The sequence below is a fragment of the Rhodopila sp. genome (genome assembly GCF_965277165.1).
Taxonomy (GTDB): Bacteria; Pseudomonadota; Alphaproteobacteria; order Acetobacterales; family Acetobacteraceae; genus Rhodopila.
In genome coordinates this window covers 2,279,559-2,295,385 of record NZ_CBDICE010000005.1, presented here as the reverse complement: position 1 = coordinate 2,295,385, position 15,827 = coordinate 2,279,559, and the positions used below count along the sequence as shown (strand labels likewise).

The 15,827-nt window shown below is 65.3% G+C and carries 15 protein-coding genes; 10 read left to right on the top strand and 5 right to left on the bottom strand.

Annotation, left to right across the window (positions count from 1 at the left end; translation table 11 throughout):
• Window positions 1-2: 2 nt before the first annotated feature.
• The gene (locus tag ACQY4Y_RS11325) at window positions 3-2,195 is read left to right on the top strand and encodes a primosomal protein N' (protein WP_428490652.1); all 2,193 of its coding nucleotides are present in this window, start codon (window positions 3-5) and stop codon (window positions 2,193-2,195) included.
• A 136-nt stretch (window positions 2,196-2,331) separates the two neighbouring features.
• Here ACQY4Y_RS11325 and ACQY4Y_RS11320 read toward each other — a convergent pair whose 3' ends face one another.
• Window positions 2,332-2,805 (bottom strand): OsmC family protein, encoded by a 474-nt coding sequence (locus ACQY4Y_RS11320; RefSeq protein WP_428490651.1) that lies wholly within the window; start codon window positions 2,803-2,805, stop codon window positions 2,332-2,334.
• Window positions 2,806-3,124: 319 nt separating this feature from the next.
• Between ACQY4Y_RS11320 and ACQY4Y_RS11315 the strand changes: the two genes are divergently transcribed.
• Complete coding sequence (locus tag ACQY4Y_RS11315; RefSeq protein ID WP_428490650.1) at window positions 3,125-3,826, top strand: response regulator transcription factor; 702 nt, start codon at window positions 3,125-3,127, stop codon at window positions 3,824-3,826.
• 203 nt (window positions 3,827-4,029) lie between these two features.
• Here ACQY4Y_RS11315 and ACQY4Y_RS11310 read toward each other — a convergent pair whose 3' ends face one another.
• The gene (locus ACQY4Y_RS11310) at window positions 4,030-4,893 is read right to left on the bottom strand and encodes a class I SAM-dependent methyltransferase (RefSeq protein ID WP_428490649.1); all 864 of its coding nucleotides are present in this window, start codon (window positions 4,891-4,893) and stop codon (window positions 4,030-4,032) included.
• A 423-nt stretch (window positions 4,894-5,316) separates the two neighbouring features.
• Between ACQY4Y_RS11310 and cnbZ the strand changes: the two genes are divergently transcribed.
• Entirely contained in the window at window positions 5,317-6,066 is a 750-nt protein-coding gene (gene cnbZ, locus ACQY4Y_RS11305; protein ID WP_428490648.1) for a 2-amino-5-chloromuconate deaminase CnbZ, read from the top strand.
• 132 nt (window positions 6,067-6,198) lie between these two features.
• Here cnbZ and ACQY4Y_RS11300 read toward each other — a convergent pair whose 3' ends face one another.
• Both ACQY4Y_RS11300 and ACQY4Y_RS11295 read right to left on the bottom strand, forming a co-directional pair.
• Window positions 6,199-7,269, bottom strand: coding sequence for an amidohydrolase family protein (locus tag ACQY4Y_RS11300; RefSeq protein ID WP_428490647.1), 1,071 nt, complete (start codon window positions 7,267-7,269; stop codon window positions 6,199-6,201).
• Window positions 7,270-7,595: 326 nt separating this feature from the next.
• Entirely contained in the window at window positions 7,596-8,465 is an 870-nt protein-coding gene (locus ACQY4Y_RS11295) for a TauD/TfdA dioxygenase family protein (RefSeq protein WP_428490646.1), read from the bottom strand.
• Window positions 8,466-8,841: 376 nt separating this feature from the next.
• On the opposite strand from ACQY4Y_RS11295, the gene ACQY4Y_RS11290 reads away from it, so the two are divergent.
• From ACQY4Y_RS11290 to argJ, 4 genes are all read left to right on the top strand, one after another.
• Window positions 8,842-10,155, top strand: coding sequence for an MFS transporter (locus ACQY4Y_RS11290; protein ID WP_428490645.1), 1,314 nt, complete (start codon window positions 8,842-8,844; stop codon window positions 10,153-10,155).
• 205 nt (window positions 10,156-10,360) lie between these two features.
• Window positions 10,361-11,497, top strand: coding sequence for an acyl-CoA dehydrogenase family protein (locus tag ACQY4Y_RS11285; protein WP_428490644.1), 1,137 nt, complete (start codon window positions 10,361-10,363; stop codon window positions 11,495-11,497).
• A 155-nt stretch (window positions 11,498-11,652) separates the two neighbouring features.
• On the top strand, window positions 11,653-12,549 hold the full coding sequence (locus ACQY4Y_RS11280; RefSeq protein ID WP_428490643.1) for a peptidylprolyl isomerase: 897 nt from the start codon (window positions 11,653-11,655) through the stop codon (window positions 12,547-12,549).
• 23 nt (window positions 12,550-12,572) lie between these two features.
• Entirely contained in the window at window positions 12,573-13,817 is a 1,245-nt protein-coding gene (argJ, locus tag ACQY4Y_RS11275) for a bifunctional glutamate N-acetyltransferase/amino-acid acetyltransferase ArgJ (RefSeq protein WP_428490642.1), read from the top strand.
• Between the two features lie 57 nt (window positions 13,818-13,874).
• On the opposite strand, the gene ACQY4Y_RS11270 is transcribed toward argJ, so the two are convergent.
• Window positions 13,875-14,264, bottom strand: coding sequence for a rhodanese-like domain-containing protein (locus ACQY4Y_RS11270; protein WP_428490641.1), 390 nt, complete (start codon window positions 14,262-14,264; stop codon window positions 13,875-13,877).
• Window positions 14,265-14,375: 111 nt separating this feature from the next.
• Between ACQY4Y_RS11270 and ACQY4Y_RS11265 the strand changes: the two genes are divergently transcribed.
• The 3 genes from ACQY4Y_RS11265 to ACQY4Y_RS11255 all read left to right on the top strand — a co-directional run bounded on the left by ACQY4Y_RS11265 (window position 14,376) and on the right by ACQY4Y_RS11255 (window position 15,812).
• A complete protein-coding gene (locus tag ACQY4Y_RS11265) occupies window positions 14,376-14,606 on the top strand; it encodes a type II toxin-antitoxin system Phd/YefM family antitoxin (RefSeq protein ID WP_428490640.1) in 231 nt (76 codons plus the stop codon).
• Between the two features lie 4 nt (window positions 14,607-14,610).
• Window positions 14,611-14,997 (top strand): type II toxin-antitoxin system VapC family toxin, encoded by a 387-nt coding sequence (locus ACQY4Y_RS11260; RefSeq protein ID WP_428490639.1) that lies wholly within the window; start codon window positions 14,611-14,613, stop codon window positions 14,995-14,997.
• 71 nt (window positions 14,998-15,068) lie between these two features.
• Window positions 15,069-15,812 (top strand): class II aldolase/adducin family protein, encoded by a 744-nt coding sequence (locus tag ACQY4Y_RS11255; RefSeq protein WP_428490638.1) that lies wholly within the window; start codon window positions 15,069-15,071, stop codon window positions 15,810-15,812.
• The last annotated feature ends 15 nt before the right edge of the window (window positions 15,813-15,827 follow it).

Here is a 15,827-nt window from a genome sequence, read left to right as displayed (position 1 = left end):
CAATGCCCGGCCCAATTCCTGTCACCGAATCGCCGGATCGGGTCCCGGTGCTGCTGCCATATCCGTTTCCCGGCCCGTTCGACTATCGGGTTCCGCCCGGCCTGCGGCCCCGACCGGGCGACGTCGTTGTGGTGCCGCTGAATAACCGCGAGGAGGTCGGCGTGGTCTGGGACGCACCGGCCGACGAGGCGGTTCCAGAGCACAGGCTGAAGTCGGTGGTCGGCGTGCTCGACACGCCGCCGATGGGGGTATCGCTGCGCCGCCTGGTCGACTGGATCGCCGCCTATACATTGTCGCCGCCGGGCGAGGTGATGGCAATGGCGCTGCGCGTGGCCTCGGCCGGCCTGCTCCGTTCGGTGGTGCGCTATCGCCGCGCCGATCCGCTGCCGGCGGGGCGCATCACCTCAGCCAGGCAACGGGTGCTGGACGTGCTCGCCTGCGGCGAGCCTCGGTCCGGCGCGGATCTGCTGGCTCAGGCAGGTGCCAGCCCGGCGGTGCTGCGCGGCATGACCGGAGCCGGTCTGCTAATCAGCGAGACCGCCCGGCCGGACCAGCCGTTCCGCCGCCCCGACCCCGACCACCAGGGACCGGCACTGTCGGAACAGCAGCGCCGGGTCGCCGGTGGGTTGCGCGCGGCGGTGCAGCGCGGGGCATTCTCGGTCACCTTGCTCGATGGGGTCACCGGGTCCGGCAAGACCGAGGTCTACCTCGAAGCGGTCGCCGCCTGCCTGCGCGCCGGCCGCCAGGCGCTGGTGCTGTTGCCCGAGATCGCCTTGTCCTCGCAGTGGACCGAGCGGTTCGGGCGCAGGTTCGGGGTGGCGCCGGCGGTGTGGCATTCGGATCTGGCGTCGCGGGTGCGCAAGATCACCTGGCAGGCAGTAGCCGAGGGTCAGGCGCCGGTGGTGGTCGGCGCCCGGTCGGCGCTGTTCCTGCCGTTCCCCGACCTCGGCCTGGTGGTGGTCGATGAGGAGCACGAGGCGGCGTTCAAGCAACAGGACGGCGTGGTCTACAACGCCCGCGACATGGCGGTGGTCCGCGCGCGCTTCTGCGAGGCCGCCGCGGTGCTGGTGTCCGCCACCCCCAGCCTGGAGACCGTGGCCAATGTCGAGGCCGGGCGTTATGCCCATCTGCGCCTGACCCGGCGCCACGCCGGGGCGACGATGCCCGAAATCAGCCTGCTCGACCTGCGCGAAACCCCGCCCGATCGCGGCAGGTTCCTGGCGCCGCCGCTGCTCGAGGCGGTGCGGCGCAGCCTGGCGCAGGGCGAGCAGGCGATGCTGTTCCTCAATCGCCGCGGTTACGCGCCGCTGACGCTGTGCCGCCATTGCGGCCATCGGATGCAGTGCCCGAACTGCACCGCCTGGCTGGTGGAGCACCGCACCCGGCATCAGTTGCTGTGCCATCACTGCGGGCACACCATTCCGATCCCGCCCGAGTGCCCATCCTGCGCCGCCGCCGACAGCCTGACCCCGGTCGGGCCGGGGATCGAGCGCATCACCGAGGAAGCTGCAGCGGTTTTCCCCGAGGCGCGGCGGCTGATCATGGCCTCCGACACCATCGCCGGGCCCAACGCGGCGGCAGCGGCGGCGCACGCGATCGAGGACCGGTCGGTGGACCTGATCATCGGCACCCAACTGGTCGCCAAGGGCTGGCACTTCCCGCATCTGACCTTCGTCGGCGTGGTCGATGCCGATCTGGGTTTGGCCGGGGGCGAACTGCGCGCGTCGGAACGCACGGTGCAACTGCTGCACCAGGTCGCCGGACGCGCCGGACGGGCCGAGGCGCCGGGACGGGTGATGCTGCAGACCTTCATCCCCGATCACCCGGTGATGCAGGCGCTACTGGGCGGCGACTTGGATGCCTTCATGCACAGCGAGGCCGACAGCCGGCGCGATGGCGAATGGCCACCGTTCGGGCGCCTGGCGGCACTGATCGTCAGCGCCGATACCGCGATCATGGCCGACACCGTGGCGCGCGACCTGGGTTGGGCGGCGCCCAGGGGAGACGGGATTGTCGTGCTCGGTCCGGCGCCGGCGCCGATGGCGCTGCTGCGCGGGCGGCACCGGCGGCGATTGCTTTTGAAGGTGCGGCGCGATGTGCCGGTGCAGCCGATCCTGCGATCCTGGCTGGCCTCGGTCCACGTGCCCCGAGGCGGCCGGGTGGACGTCGATGTGGACCCGATTTCGTTCCTTTAGAGCGCGATCGCGCTGGGCGGAACGTTCGTCGTCCGAAGGACGCGCTGTTCGCGCGAGGCGCGTGAATCGCTCGACAAAACAAAGAGCTAGACCATTTCCAGCATGCACAGTCATGCTGGGAATGGTCTAGCGCGCGTCATTCGGTGGTGATGACGGGGTGGCACTCGATCGGAAAGCTCACCGAGTTGGCGATGAAGCAATATTCATGGGCGTCGCGATGCAGGCTGGTGGCGGCGGCGAGGTCATCGCCGGCACGAAGCGTGATCCGGGGGCGAAGCACGGCGCTGATGAAGCGGCCGGCGCCGTTGCGGTCTTCCTGCATGGTAGCCTCGGCGTCGTCGCGGTAGCTGAGCACCGCGATGCCGGCCTTGGCGCAGAGGCCGAGATACCAAAGCTTGTGGCAGGCCGAGATCGAGGCCAGCAGCAACTCCTCGGGGTTCCAGCGCGCCGGATCGCCGCGAAAGGCGGGGTCCGAGGACCCAGCGATCGGCGGCTTGGCCTCAACCGAGATGGTGTGGTCGCGGCCGTAACCGGCGTGGTCCTGGGTGCCGAGGCCGCGATTGCCGGTCCATTCGACGCTGACGCGATAGCTGTGCCGCGTGGCGGACATGCTTGCGATTCCTTCATTTGTATCCTTGGTCGGCGGGTAGCAAATGGCTGCTCCAGATCCATTGATCCGGGTTTCCAGGGTGATGCAAACGATGCAACGCGCAAGCAGGCGCGCGGTCACGGGGCGATCCGCGACGCCCGACCGCTGGGGTGGTGGCGGAATGCAGTCGAGGCCGGTTCGGCGCCACTCCCGGCGACGGCGAGGGATGTCGGCAGCGTCTCAAATCGCGGGAATTGGTCGCGGTCACATAAAAGTTCTTTGCGATAACACACCAAATACGGTACAGAGTTGAATTATGTCTGATCACCAGGAGAAACCCATGTCGGCCGCGAGACCTATTCTAATTATCGAGGATGACGATGCGCTGCGGCAGGTGTTGGCAGACCAGGTTGCATCCAGTGGTGTGTTTCAGTCGATCGCGGCGGCGACGCTGGGGGAAGCGACCCAGCATCTCGGCGCGGCGGAAGCGCGGTTTGATTCGATCATCCTGGACGTCAACCTGCCCGACGGTAACGGGCGCGACTTCTGCGCCACGATCCGCAAGCAGGGTCATACCATGCCGATCATCATGCTGACCGGCGCGGCCGAGGAAGGCGATGTGATCAGCGGATTGGACGCCGGCGCCAACGATTACATCGCCAAGCCGTTCCGGGTGAAGGAGCTTATCGCCCGGCTGCAGGCCCAGCTTCGGCTGTTCGACAACAGCGAGGACGCGGTGTTCACGATCGGGCCGTTCAATTTCCGGCCGGCGTCGAAATCGCTGATCGGCCGGGACAAAAAGCGCATCCGCCTGACGGCGAAAGAGGTCGATATTCTGAAGTATCTTTATCGGCACGCCAAGCGCGTGGTGTCCCGCCAGGTGCTGCTGGACGAGGTCTGGGGCTACAACGCGAGCGTGACCACGCACACGCTGGAGACGCATGTGTATCGGCTGCGCCAGAAGATGGAAGTCGATCCCACCAACTGCCGCCTGCTGATGACGGCTCCGGGCGGCTATCGGCTGGATCCCAGCGCGACCTGATCGACGCCAACAAACCCTGATTGGAGCTTCGTCGGCGGACCGGACCGGTGGTCCGCGATGGCGCCGCCGCGCTCGATCCGGGTCCGACGTCGGCGGCGGCTGGCCGAGGCAAAACGCCCCCGCCGTCCCTAATCGCGGCATCATCGTTCGTTGGCATCGTGACCGATGGTGTGGCTGCCGCGGTCCGGGTGCGGCGCGCGAGATCAGGCCCGGGCCGAGATCAGCCAGATCGAACCCTGCAATACGACGCCGTCCGGACTGTCGTAGCGTTTGAGCGCGGCCGAGACAGCGTCCTGAACCGGGGCCCGCGTCGCCGGCGGCTGCTCTGCCAGAATGCGGCCCAAGGCACCCATGTGGGTGGCGAATTCGGTGGCCTGTTCGATTTGGCCGGCGGCGGCGATCCGCATCCCCACATCTTGGCTTTGCATCGCCGCCTGCTTCCAGCCGGCCGCCTGTAGCAAGCCCAGCGTGCGGTCTCGATCGGCCAGGGCGAATGGGCCAGGGGAGCGGGGATCGGCCTGCGGTTGCGGCGGCAGCAGCGCGGCGGCGGCCTGTATCGGCACGCTGAACCAGGGATTGTCGGTGAGCGGTCGCCAGGCGGCGAACAGCAACCGGCCGCCGGGCCGCATCGCGGTGCGCAGATTGGCAAACGCGGCGGCCGGGTCGGCAAAGAACATCACGCCGAAGCGGGAGAACACCAGGTCGGCGCGCGGTTCCGCAAAGCCGTGGGTGGCGGCGTCGGAGACGATCACCCGAGCGTTGGTCAGCCGGGCCGCCTCGATCCGCTGCCGGGCGCGGGCCGCCATCGGTTCCGACACATCAAGGCCGACGACCTGTCCGCTGGGTCCCAGACGGTCGGCCAGCGCCAGCACGGTGGCACCACAGCCGCAGCCGACATCGATCGCGTGCTCGCCGGCGCCAGGCGCGGCGGCGTTCAGCGCCAGCGCGGTGATCGGTTCGAACTGGGCATCCAGACGGTCCTGGAACGCGGTCCAGGTGACCGCCGCGCGGTCGTTCCAATAGGCGATCTGAGCGGCGTTGTCCTGGGCGTTGTCGGCGTGGGTCATGGCTAGCCTCCAGGTAGGAACACGGGAGCATGCCAGAACCCGCAGGTGGTGTCGCCTGTGCCACTGGGGTGGGAGTTGACCTTTCGGCGCCAGGAGGCTTTATCGTCGCTCGGTCGCAATTCGGAGACCGAGGCCATTTAGCAAGGTGTCCGTCAGGCCCTCGATGAAACCACGAATGTTGGATTGACGCAGGAAGTCCCTAGTCATGGCAACGACCTCGGGGTAGCCGACAAGCCAAACGAAGGTCATCGAAGCAAGCCAGAACCTAAAACAAGAAACGCCCAGAAAGCGCTCTTGAAGCTACGGACACGACTGGCTCCGATGGTCCAATATACATCCTGGGTACCAAGGTCGGTGTTCCAGAAATCCAACCGCCGGTCCGGCGGCCTTGCAACCTCGGCTTTGCAGTCTGAGGATGCCTGCATGACCCGAACGATCGATACCCAGGGCTATCGCTACATTCCCGGCCCGTTCCAGTATTCTGGAGGCGTCGCCGCGCTGTCCGGCTTTGCCATTGAGCGGGTGCGGTTCGCCAGTCCGGTTCCGTTACTGGATGGATTCCGCCGGATCGAGGCGTTGTTGCACGACGCCGGCTTGCCGCTGACGGCTTTCTGCGCCTGCGAGCTGCGCTCTCCGGCGCAATTCAGCGATGCTGGATTCATCGCCTTCAATCGCGACTATGTCGGCACGCTGCAGCGCTGGGGTATCTTTGCCGACGATCGCAACCCGGTGGCACGAAGCAATGTGTGCCCCGAAATCGACCCGCCCCCGGAACCGGGTTTCCATGCGTTCAGCTTTGTCAGGCCATCGACCGGCGCCGCGCACTCTTTCGTCGTCGCCGGCAGCGGAGAAGCGCAGGAGGGCAGCGGTCCGTATCGCGACAAAATCATCCGCCACGGCGACACCAGTGCCGGTGCGATTGCCGAGAAAGCCCGCTACGTGCTGGACGTGATGCAGCGGCGCATGGCGGCGCTGGACGGAGATTGGGGCTCGACCACGGCGGTGCAGGTCTACACGGTGCATGACCTGTATCCATTCCTCGGCGCCGAGATCGTGGCGCGCGGAGCCGCCCACCACGGCCTGACCTGGCACTTCTGCCGTCCGCCAGTAATCGGGCTGGAATACGAGATGGACTGCCGCGCGGTGGCTAGCGAACGCGTGATCCCGGCCTGATTCGGGGGGCTCCCAATGGTCCGATCCCGGCAGAAGCATTCCATGCGGTCGGGCGAACCGGCCCACCAAAGACGTCAGACCGGGGGCGGCAGACCGGGGGCGTCCGATCGGTCCGCGATGCCAAGCCGCCCGTCAGGATGCGATACCAAGCAGTCGCGCGGCCGTGCCACCGAGAATCGCGATACGCTCATCGTCGCTCAATCCCGGCATCCCGAGCACCAGATCGACCTCGGTACTGGTCCAGGGAAACGGATAGTCGGTCCCGATCATGATCTGGCCGGGACCGGTTTCCGCGATCAGGTGGCGCAGCGCTTCAGGCGTAAATACGATCGTGTCGAAGAATAGCTGACCGTCCTTCAGATAGGCGGTCGGGCTCTTCTTCGGCAGCGCGCCGACCCGATCGGGGAAGCAGCGGGTCACCGCGTCCGACCGGTTGGCGTACGACGGCAGAAACCCGCCGCCATGTGCGGCACAGATTTTCAGACCCGGGAAGCGGTCGAGCGTGCCCTCGAAGATCAGGTGCGACAGCGCGATGGTGGTCTCCAGCGGATTGCCGATCGTGTTGGTCAGCAAACCGCTGCCGCCCAGCCGCCCGCTAGGTTCCAGTTCGCGCGTGCCCAGCGGGTGCATGAACACCAGCACCCCGAGCTCCTCGCACTTCGCCCAGAACGGATGGAACCTTGGATTGGCCAGTTCCTCGCCGGCGACGCTGCCGGCGACACCGACGCCACGGAAACCGAGTGTCTTGACCGCATGCTCGACCTGTTGGGCGGCAAGATCGGGATATTGCAGGGACGCAGTGGCGAAGGCGACGAAGCGGTCAGGGCTCGCGGCGCAAAATTCGACCAGGGTTTCATTTTGAATCTTGATCAGTTCGGCCGCGGCGTCGCGTTCGGCGCGATACCAGTAGGGGTTAATGCTGAGCGCCTCGACGTCGATGCCTTGCGCGTCCATCGCCGCGATGCGGGTGCTGGTATCGCTCATCAGCAGGGCCGGCGCCTCGAGCGGATGGTTGATCAGCGCCGCGGCCGCCGGCACGATGCAGTGCGCGTGGACGTCGATGGTCTTCACCCGCTTGCCGTTGACCACGGTTTCCCGCCGCCGCGGGTGCGCTGCGGGCGCCGGCGATGCGCTGGTCATGCCGCAGCCGACGAAGGCGATACCGGCGAGAGCCGTGCTGAGCAGATCCGCTGGAATAGGCATTTCCGTTTCCCCTTGGTAGTTGGCGACTTTGTGTCACGGCTGGCGCCGGCCGGCCATCTGCGACTTACGGTGGTGAGGCTGTCAGGTCGAAATCAACGCAACCCTCGCACGCGGGCCCGGTCCATGTCAGCGCTTCGCCTCCGAATGAACTCCCAAGGGTGACGACGCCGAGCGCTGGCCCAACAAATCCAAGCGCCCACTCGGCACAATCACGGGTACGGGGCCAGACCGAACGCGACAATTTGGGCGCGCCGGGAACCAGCTTGGTCATCGCCGCCCGGTGGTCCATTCCGAGCGCGGTTGGTGCCCCTCCATGGTTTGTTTGCTCAGACCGGACGATCGCCATTGACGGTGACCCGATGCATTCGGCGGCGCTGCCCATGGTAGTCGTTAAGCGCATAGTGCTGCACCGCGCGATTGTCCCAGAAGGCAATAGAGCCCGGCTGCCAGCGGAATCGGCAGGTGAATTCCGGCTGCGTGCAGTGCGCCCACAGGTATTCCAACAACGGTAGGCTTTCCGCCTCGGTCATGTCCTTGAATCGCTTGGTGAAGCCTTCGTTGATGTATAGGCATTTGCGGCCAGTCTCGGGATGGGTGCGCACAACCGGATGTTCCACCTCCTTCTCAGCTTCAGTGCTGCCGAGAATCTGCATCGCCTTGAGATTCGCCGTGTAACCGCCCGTGGCGTGGCCACGTGGTCCGTAGACATCGCGTGCGGTATGGATCGCCGTCATGCCGTCAAGCATGCGCTTCATCCCCAGTGATAGTCGATCATAGGCCATGTATTGATTGGCAAATACTGTGTCACCGCCAAACTCCGGCGCTTCCAGGCAGTAGAGGATCGAGCCCAATGCCGGCTGCTCCAGATAGGTCACGTCGGAGTGCCAGCCGCCGCCAAAATTCTTGGTATCGCCTTCGTTCTTTGCGACCACGATGATCTCAGGATGGCCATCCATCGCCTTCACGTAATCATGCACGTTCAGCGTACCGAAGCGGCGCCCGAACGCGACGTGTTGCTCCGGCGTCAACTGCTGGCCGCGAAAGAAGATCACCTGGTGATCGAGCAGCGCCTGATGGACGCCGGAGATGACCCGGTTGTTGTCGAAGTGGCGCGCCAGATCGACGCCATCGATCATGGCGCCGAGCGCACCACTGATCGGCTTCACCGACAGTTCTTGTAGTTTCTGCGTTGGCATGGTCGCACTCCCTTATGGACGCCCCTATGGTCCGCCCGAATGTAGGTTGTACTATGCTTATTGGTTCGGCGCCGAGATGGGAAAAACAGGCGTCTGGGCGATTGGAGGACGGCGATATAGGCCTGTCAAGCGAGCCTGGTAGAGGGCATGTAGACGCAGGGGCATGTAGACGCAGGGGCATCTGGACGCAGGGGCATCTGGACGCAGGGGCATTTGGACGCGGGCGCCTCTCCGCGGTAGTCGCACCAGCGATGCAAGATGTCTGCTACGGGCTACCCGGTTGCAATTCACACGGGTTGGTGATCCCGGCAGGCGATGACGAAGGCGCCAATGGCATGCTTTGGTTGCCGGTAAAGCAATGCTTCGGGAGGGATCCATGGCGCGATCGAGCGACATTGCAAAAGCCGACGAGTCAGTAATGAAGCCGCCGCATCGCTCGGTGTCGATGCCGAAGGTCGCGGCCGCCAGCTTCGCCGGTGCGGTGTTGGAATGGTACGACTTCTTCTTATTCGGCACCGCCTCGGCGTTGATTTTTGGACCGCTGTTTTTTCCGGCAACCAACGCAGCCGCCAGCACTGGGGCGGCATTTGCTACCTTTGGCGTAGGATTCATCGCGCGCCCTCTCGGCGGGATCTTTTTCGGTCATCTGGGTGATAAACTCGGCCGCAAGGTGACGTTGATCGCGACCTTGCTGATCACCGGCACCGGTACGTTCCTGATCGGATTACTACCGACCTACGCCAGCATCGGAATATGGGCGCCGATCGGCCTGGTGATCTTGCGCCTGGTTCAGGGCTTTGGCCTAGGCGGTGAATATGGCGGAGCCGCGTTGCTGACGATAGAACATGCCGCGCCGAACCGGCGTGGCTTCTGGGGCAGCTTGCCCCAAGCCTCGGCTGCCACGGGATTACTGATCGGCACCGTCATCTTCGACTTGATGTCGCGCCTGCCAAGAAATGACTTTCTAGATTGGGGCTGGCGCGTTCCCTTCCTGCTCAGCGTGGTGATGCTGGCAATCGGCGTGTTCATACGCCTCAATGTTTTGGAAACCCCCGATTTCGAGCACACGCGGCAGACCGACCAGGTCACACGCGTACCGCTGTTTAGCTTGCTCGCGCAACAGCCGCTGAACACACTGTATGCAACCGGCGCCCGGCTCGCCGAAACAGTGTCATTCAATATCATCGCAGTGTTCGGGATTACCTACGTCACCAACGTGGTGGGGGTATCCCGGTCGGTGCCGCTCAGGGGAATCATGATCTCCTCCCTGGTGGCGATCCCACTGTGTCCGTTGTTCGGACTGCTGTCGGATCGGTGGGGTCGGCGAACGCTGTATCTGGTGGGCTGCGTCTGCAGCTTTGTCCTGGCGTTGCCATTTTTCGCGCTGCTCGACACTGGGTCGCCAGGCCTCATTTTGGTCGCCATGGTGATCATCTATAGCCTGGCACCGACGCTGATGTTTTCGGTTGAAGCGACCTTCTTCGCCGAACTTTTCCACGTCAACGTGCGTTACACCGGGTTATCGGTGGCATACCAGCTTTCGGCGGTCATCGGCGGATTTGTGCCCTTGGTGGCGCTTTATCTGCTGACGGCGGACGCCAAGTCGCCGTGGATGGTGGCGGCGCTTCTGATGGCCATCTCCGTCATTTCCTTCCTGTCGGCCTGTCTGGCGACCCGGGTCGACAAGTAACTCTGAATCGGTTGATAGGTCATTAGGTCGGGAGTAATGCATCGCGACGTAACGAATGCCGCAGCCCCACCGCATGGTGGCGCGCCGCCTCCCGGACCAACAGTGTGTCGCCGCCCCGGCAGGCGCGAAGCAAACCGAACCCAAAGCTGACAAACCCGACCATTCGTGTAAAACATGCACAAATCTGCAACCTGAGGCGGCCAGCATGCCCGACAGCATCTCTCCAACCGGCGATGGCCTGATCATCGACATGATTCGCCGCTTCTCCCAGGACCGACTGGCACCGCTGGCGGCGGAGCGCGAGAAGCAACGCCGGATCGAACCCGAGATCATCGCCGAGCTGGCCGAACTCGGCGTGTTCGGCGCCACCACCCCCGCCGAATGGGACGGCAGCGAGATTGACCCGGTCACCTACGCGCTGCTGGTGGAGGAAATCGCCGCCGGCGACGGGTCGGTCTCGACCATGGTGTCGGTGCACAATTCGCCGACCTGTGTCGTCGTCAACAATAACGGCACGGACGCCCAGAAGGACCGCTGGCTGCGCCCACTGGCGAGGGGCCAACATGTCGGGTCGTTCGGCCTGACCGAACCGCAGGCCGGGTCGGATGCGTCCAACCTGAAGACCCGCGCGATCAAGCACGGTGACCGCTACGTCATCAACGGCGCCAAGCAGTTCATCAGCAACGCGGCCCACCCGGGCGCCCTGGTGTTCTTCGCGGTGACCGACCCCGACGCCGGAAAAAAGGGACTGTCCTGCTTCGTGATCGACAAGAGCCATCCCGGCTTCTCAATCGCCCGCACCGAGGAAAAGCTCGGACAGAAAGCCTCTGACACCTGTGCGCTGGCGTTTCAGGACATGGAGGTGGCGGAAGACCAGCGTATCGGCGCCGAGGGCGAAGGCTACAAGATCGCGCTCTCCACCCTGGAGAGCGGGCGCATCGGCATTGCCGCGCAAAGCGTCGGCATGGCGCGGGCGGCGTTGGAATACGCCATCGGCTACGCCCGCGAACGGCGCGCCTTCGGCGGCGCGATCATCGACTTCCAGGCGGTCGGATTCCGGCTGGCGGACGCCAAGACGCAACTGGAGGCGGCCCGGCAACTGACGCTGCACGCGGCGCGACTGAAGGCCGAGGGCCGGCCGGCGCTGGAGGCCGCCTGCATGGCGAAACTGTTCGCCTCGGAAGCCGCCGAGGCGATCTGCACCGCCTCGATCCAGACCTTGGGCGGCTACGGCTTCCTGGCCGACTATCCGGTCGAGCGGATCTATCGCGATGTGCGCGTGTGCCAGATCTACGAGGGCACCTCGGACGTGCAGAAGCTGATCCTGCAGCGCATGCTGTAGCCCCGGCCTGGCATGGTCGTGACGCCACGGCGAGGCCGGGCGCGGCGTTCACGAACCAGGGTAGTCGAAGCGTCACTCGGCGCCCCCCCCGTGCCGCCTTGTGAGCTATCCAAGCTTCGGTCATAAGCACCGCTTTCCTACCGCAGGGGGTTTTCATGTTGCTATTTCCGGACTGCTCATTGGGGCCTCCGGCCCGCCTGCTCGCTGCCGCCGCTCTGTTCGGCATCGTCGCCGCCGGGCCGGTCATGGCGCAAACCGATCCCGATCCGGTGCTTGCCAAGGTCAACGGGCAGCCGATTCACGCCAGCGACCTGAAGGCCGCGGCCGATACCCTGCCGGCGCAGGCGCGCGCGCTGCCGCCGAAGCAACTGTATCCGATGCTGCTGGATCAATTGATCGACGCCCAGGCGCTGGTCATCGAAGCCAAGAAGACCGGGCTTGAAAACGATCCCGAGGTCAAGCGCAGCATGCAGATGGCGGAGGATCGCACCCTGGCGTCCGCCATGCTGAGCAAGCAGGTTCGCCCCGAGGTCAGCGAAGCGGCCGTCAAGGCTCGCTACGACCAGGAGTTCGCCAACAAGCCAGGCGAGCCCGAGGTGCATGCGCGCCACATCCTGGTGTCCGATGAGGCCACCGCGGACAAGATCATCGCCGAACTGAAGAAGGGCGGCGACTTCGCCGCGCTGTCCAAGCAGTACAGCAAGGATCCGGGGGCGGCCAAGCAGGGCGGCGACCTGGGGTTCTTCAAGAAGACCGACATGGTGCCGGCATTCGCCGACGCGGCGTTCGCGCTGAAGGACAACGAGGTGTCGCCGACCCCGGTGAAGACCCAGTTCGGCTGGCATGTCATCCAGACGCTGGCGCATCGTACCGCGCCGCCACCGACGTTTGAGCAGGAACGCGATCAGTTGCGCCAGCAGATGCTTCAGGCCGCGGTGCAGCAGGCGGTGATCAAGGCACGTTCCGACGTCAAAGTGGAACGGTTCAACCTCGACGGGACGCCGGTGAAGGCGACCGATACGGCGGAGCCGCCGCCGCCGGCCGCCAAGTAAGCCTCTGGATCGACCACAAGGCCATGGCCACAGCCGTATCTCCGCTCGCCGTTCCACTGCCGGAACTTCCACCGCTCGCCGGGGTTCGCCTGTCGTCCGCCGCGGCCGGCATCCGCTACCAGGGGCGAACCGATGTGGTGATGATGGAGGTTGCCGCTGGCAGCACCGTGGCCGGGGTGTTCACCTCCAGCAAGTGCCCTGGCGCGCCGGTCGATTGGTGCCGAACGGCGTTGAAGGCGGGGCGGGCGCGGATGGTGGTGGTGAACGCAGGCAATGCCAACGTGTTCACCGGCAAGGCCGGACGCGAGGCCTGCGCGGCGACGGCCGCGGCCGCGGCGAAGCTGGCGGGCTGCCAGCCGCGGCAGGTGTTCATCGCCTCGACCGGGGTGATTGGTGAGGTTCTGCCGCACCAGAAGCTGGTAGCGGCGCTGCCGGCGCTGCATCAGGACCTGGCGGACGATAACTGGGAAGCGGCCGCCCGCGGCATCCTGACAACCGATACATTCCCAAAGGCGTCAACCCGGCTGGCCCGCATCGGCGATGCCGAGGTCCGCATCACCGGCATCGCCAAGGGCAGCGGGATGATCGCGCCGGACATGGCGACGATGCTGTGTTTCGTGTTCACCGACGCCAAGCTGCCGGCCGACGCGCTGCAGACCATGCTGCGCAAGGGTGTCGATGCCAGCTTCAATCGCACCACGGTGGACTCCGACACCTCGACCTCCGACACCGTGCTGCTGATCGCCACCGGGCAGGCGAAGCATGGGCGTGTTCCGGGCCCCGACGGCAACGCCGCGCGCAACCGGATGCTGGCCGATTTCGCGCAGCGGTTGAACGAGGTGCTGCTGGATCTGGCGCTGCAGGTCACCGGCGATGGCGAGGGTGCCAGCAAGCGGGTGCGCATCGACGTCACCGGCGCGGCAAGCGCCCGATCGGCGAAGAAGATCGCCATGGCGGTGGCGAATTCGCCGCTGGTGAAGACCGCGGTCGCCGGCGAAGACGCCAACTGGGGCCGCATCGTCATGGCGGTCGGCAAATCCGGAGAACCGGCGGATCGCGACAAATTGTCGATCGGCGTCGGCGGCGTATGGATGGCCAGGGACGGCGCGGTGATCGCGGATTACGACGAAGCCCCGGTGGTCGCGCACATGCGGGGCAAGGAGGTCGAGATCGCCATCGACATTGGCCTGGGCAGTGGCAAGGCCACCGCCTGGACCTGCGACCTGACACACGGCTACATCGAGATCAACGGGTCGTATCGAAGCTGACCATGAACGGGATCAAAGGGCCGCCGGCCCTTTGCGGGTCAGGGCAGCGCCCGGCGCTTACTTCTGCTCCAACGGGCCGCCCGCCTGCTTCCAAGCGGAAAATCCGCCGCCGACATGGGCCACGTTGGTCAGCCCCATGTCCTGTGCTGTCTTCGCCGCGAGCGCCGAGCGCCAGCCGCCGGCACAGAAGAAGACGAACTGCTTCGATTCGCTGAAGATCGGCTTCGCATAGGGGCTTTCCGGGTCGATCCAGAACTCCAGCATGCCCCTGGTGCAGGCAAACGCCCCCGGCATCTTGCCTTCGCGTTCGATCTCGCGTGGGTCGCGCAGATCGACGAACACCACGTCGGGCCTGCCGGCAAGTGCGATCGCCGCCTCGACCGCGAGGGTTTTCACCTCCGCGTTAGCTTCGGCGAGAAGCTGTTTGTAGCCCTTCTTGATGTGCATGACGTGACCCTGCCCGCGATCCGCGATCGGCTTAGCGCATCCGCCAATGATTGTCTTGGAGGTTGGCGGCGCGCATGGTATTAGCTAGCTGAAATAGCTAATGGCCTCTTCATGCAAGTCGTCACCATCCACGCCGCCAAGACCAACTTGTCGCAGCTATTGGCTCGGGTTGAAGCCGGAGAGGAGATCGTGCTCGCACGCGGCAGGAACCCGATCGCCAAACTCGTTCCGTTGAAGCCAGTGGCGGCCAGGCGTCGATTTGGCGCGTTGCGGGGACAGATCAGCTTAGGACCCGAGTTTTTCGAACCGCTGACGGAACAGGAACTCGCGGCCTGGGAATAGGCCTATGGACCTGCTGCTCGATACCCACGCGCTGCTATGGTGGCTTGCGGGCGATAGCTCGCTTTCCCCGGTAGCCAAGGCCGCGATCGAGGACGAATCCAACCCGGTCTTCATCAGCGCCGCGTCGAGCTGGGAGATCGCAACGAAGCATCGTCTGGGCAAACTGCCCGAAATCGCCGCCATCATGGCCGATCTTGATGGCGCAATCCTGGAGCAGGGTTTCGTCGGCCTGCCGATCACCATCCGGCACGGTCAGGCGGCCGGTGCGCTGCCAGGCCCGCACCGCGATCCGTTCGACCGGATGCTGATTGCCCAGGCGATGCTGAACGATCTTGTTTTGATCTCGAACGAGAAGCAATTCGACGCTTATGGCGTGAAACGAATGTGGTGACGGCGCGGGACCCGAGATTTGCCCCGGCGCGGCGGGTTCGCTATCCCAGGGCGCAGCGGGAGGCACATGCGATGGACGCCGAAACCACGATCCATACCGACACCGATCACCAGGCCCGGGTTGACCTCGCGGCGGTATATCGGCTGCTGGCCCAGCATGGCTGGGGCGACGTGATCTTCAACCACGCGGCGATGCGCGTCCCGTCCAGCCCCCGCCGTTTCCTGATCAAGCGCCACGAACTGCTGTATACCGAGGTCACCGCGTCCAACCTCGTCGAGGTCAGCATGGACGACGACCTGGACGAGCGGTCAGGCGTCAACCGGCCCGGCTTCACCTTGCACAGCGGCGTCCTGCGCGGCCGCCCCGACGTGCAATGTTCAGTCCATGTCCACCCAGAGGAAGCCGTCGCCGTCTCGGGCCTGAGCCACGGGCTGCGGCCTTTGTCACAGAACGCGATGCGGTTCCACAACCGTGTCGGCTACCACGACTACGAGGGCCTGACCGACAGTTTCGACGAGCGCGAGCGCATCACCGCGGCACTGGGTCAGCACCGCGCGCTGATCATGCGCCACCACGGCATCACCACGGTCGGCGAGACCGCGCGCGAGGCATTCTCCTTGATGAAGGAGTTCGTGCGTGCCGCTCGGATTCAGCTGCGCATGGAGGCGACCGGTGCCGATTTGCGCGAGATCCCTCCGGATGTGTGTGAACGGGTGGCGGCGCAGTACGAAAAACATGACCGCGGCCGGGCGTCGGCGGAGTGGCCGGCCTATCTTCGACAACTCGACACCATCGATCCGGGCTACCGATGCTGATCTCGCCGGGCCGGG

Excerpts from the sequence above, each read along its gene's own strand:
- ACQY4Y_RS11285 (WP_428490644.1), top strand. The coding sequence starts at position 10,361 with ATGCCCGACAGCATCTCTCCAACCGGCGATGGCCTGATCATCGACATG.
- ACQY4Y_RS11310 (WP_428490649.1), bottom strand. The coding sequence starts at position 4,893 with ATGACCCACGCCGACAACGCCCAGGACAACGCCGCTCAGATCGCCTAT.
- ACQY4Y_RS11300 (WP_428490647.1), bottom strand. The coding sequence starts at position 7,269 with ATGCCTATTCCAGCGGATCTGCTCAGCACGGCTCTCGCCGGTATCGCC.
- ACQY4Y_RS11280 (WP_428490643.1), top strand. The coding sequence starts at position 11,653 with ATGTTGCTATTTCCGGACTGCTCATTGGGGCCTCCGGCCCGCCTGCTC.
- argJ (WP_428490642.1), top strand. The coding sequence starts at position 12,573 with ATGGCCACAGCCGTATCTCCGCTCGCCGTTCCACTGCCGGAACTTCCA.
- ACQY4Y_RS11265 (WP_428490640.1), top strand. The coding sequence starts at position 14,376 with ATGCAAGTCGTCACCATCCACGCCGCCAAGACCAACTTGTCGCAGCTA.
- ACQY4Y_RS11325 (WP_428490652.1), top strand. The coding sequence starts at position 3 with ATGCCCGGCCCAATTCCTGTCACCGAATCGCCGGATCGGGTCCCGGTG.
- ACQY4Y_RS11260 (WP_428490639.1), top strand. The coding sequence starts at position 14,611 with ATGGACCTGCTGCTCGATACCCACGCGCTGCTATGGTGGCTTGCGGGC.
- ACQY4Y_RS11315 (WP_428490650.1), top strand. The coding sequence starts at position 3,125 with ATGTCGGCCGCGAGACCTATTCTAATTATCGAGGATGACGATGCGCTG.
- ACQY4Y_RS11290 (WP_428490645.1), top strand. The coding sequence starts at position 8,842 with ATGGCGCGATCGAGCGACATTGCAAAAGCCGACGAGTCAGTAATGAAG.
- cnbZ (WP_428490648.1), top strand. The coding sequence starts at position 5,317 with ATGACCCGAACGATCGATACCCAGGGCTATCGCTACATTCCCGGCCCG.
- ACQY4Y_RS11320 (WP_428490651.1), bottom strand. The coding sequence starts at position 2,805 with ATGTCCGCCACGCGGCACAGCTATCGCGTCAGCGTCGAATGGACCGGC.
- ACQY4Y_RS11295 (WP_428490646.1), bottom strand. The coding sequence starts at position 8,465 with ATGCCAACGCAGAAACTACAAGAACTGTCGGTGAAGCCGATCAGTGGT.
- ACQY4Y_RS11270 (WP_428490641.1), bottom strand. The coding sequence starts at position 14,264 with ATGCACATCAAGAAGGGCTACAAACAGCTTCTCGCCGAAGCTAACGCG.
- ACQY4Y_RS11255 (WP_428490638.1), top strand. The coding sequence starts at position 15,069 with ATGGACGCCGAAACCACGATCCATACCGACACCGATCACCAGGCCCGG.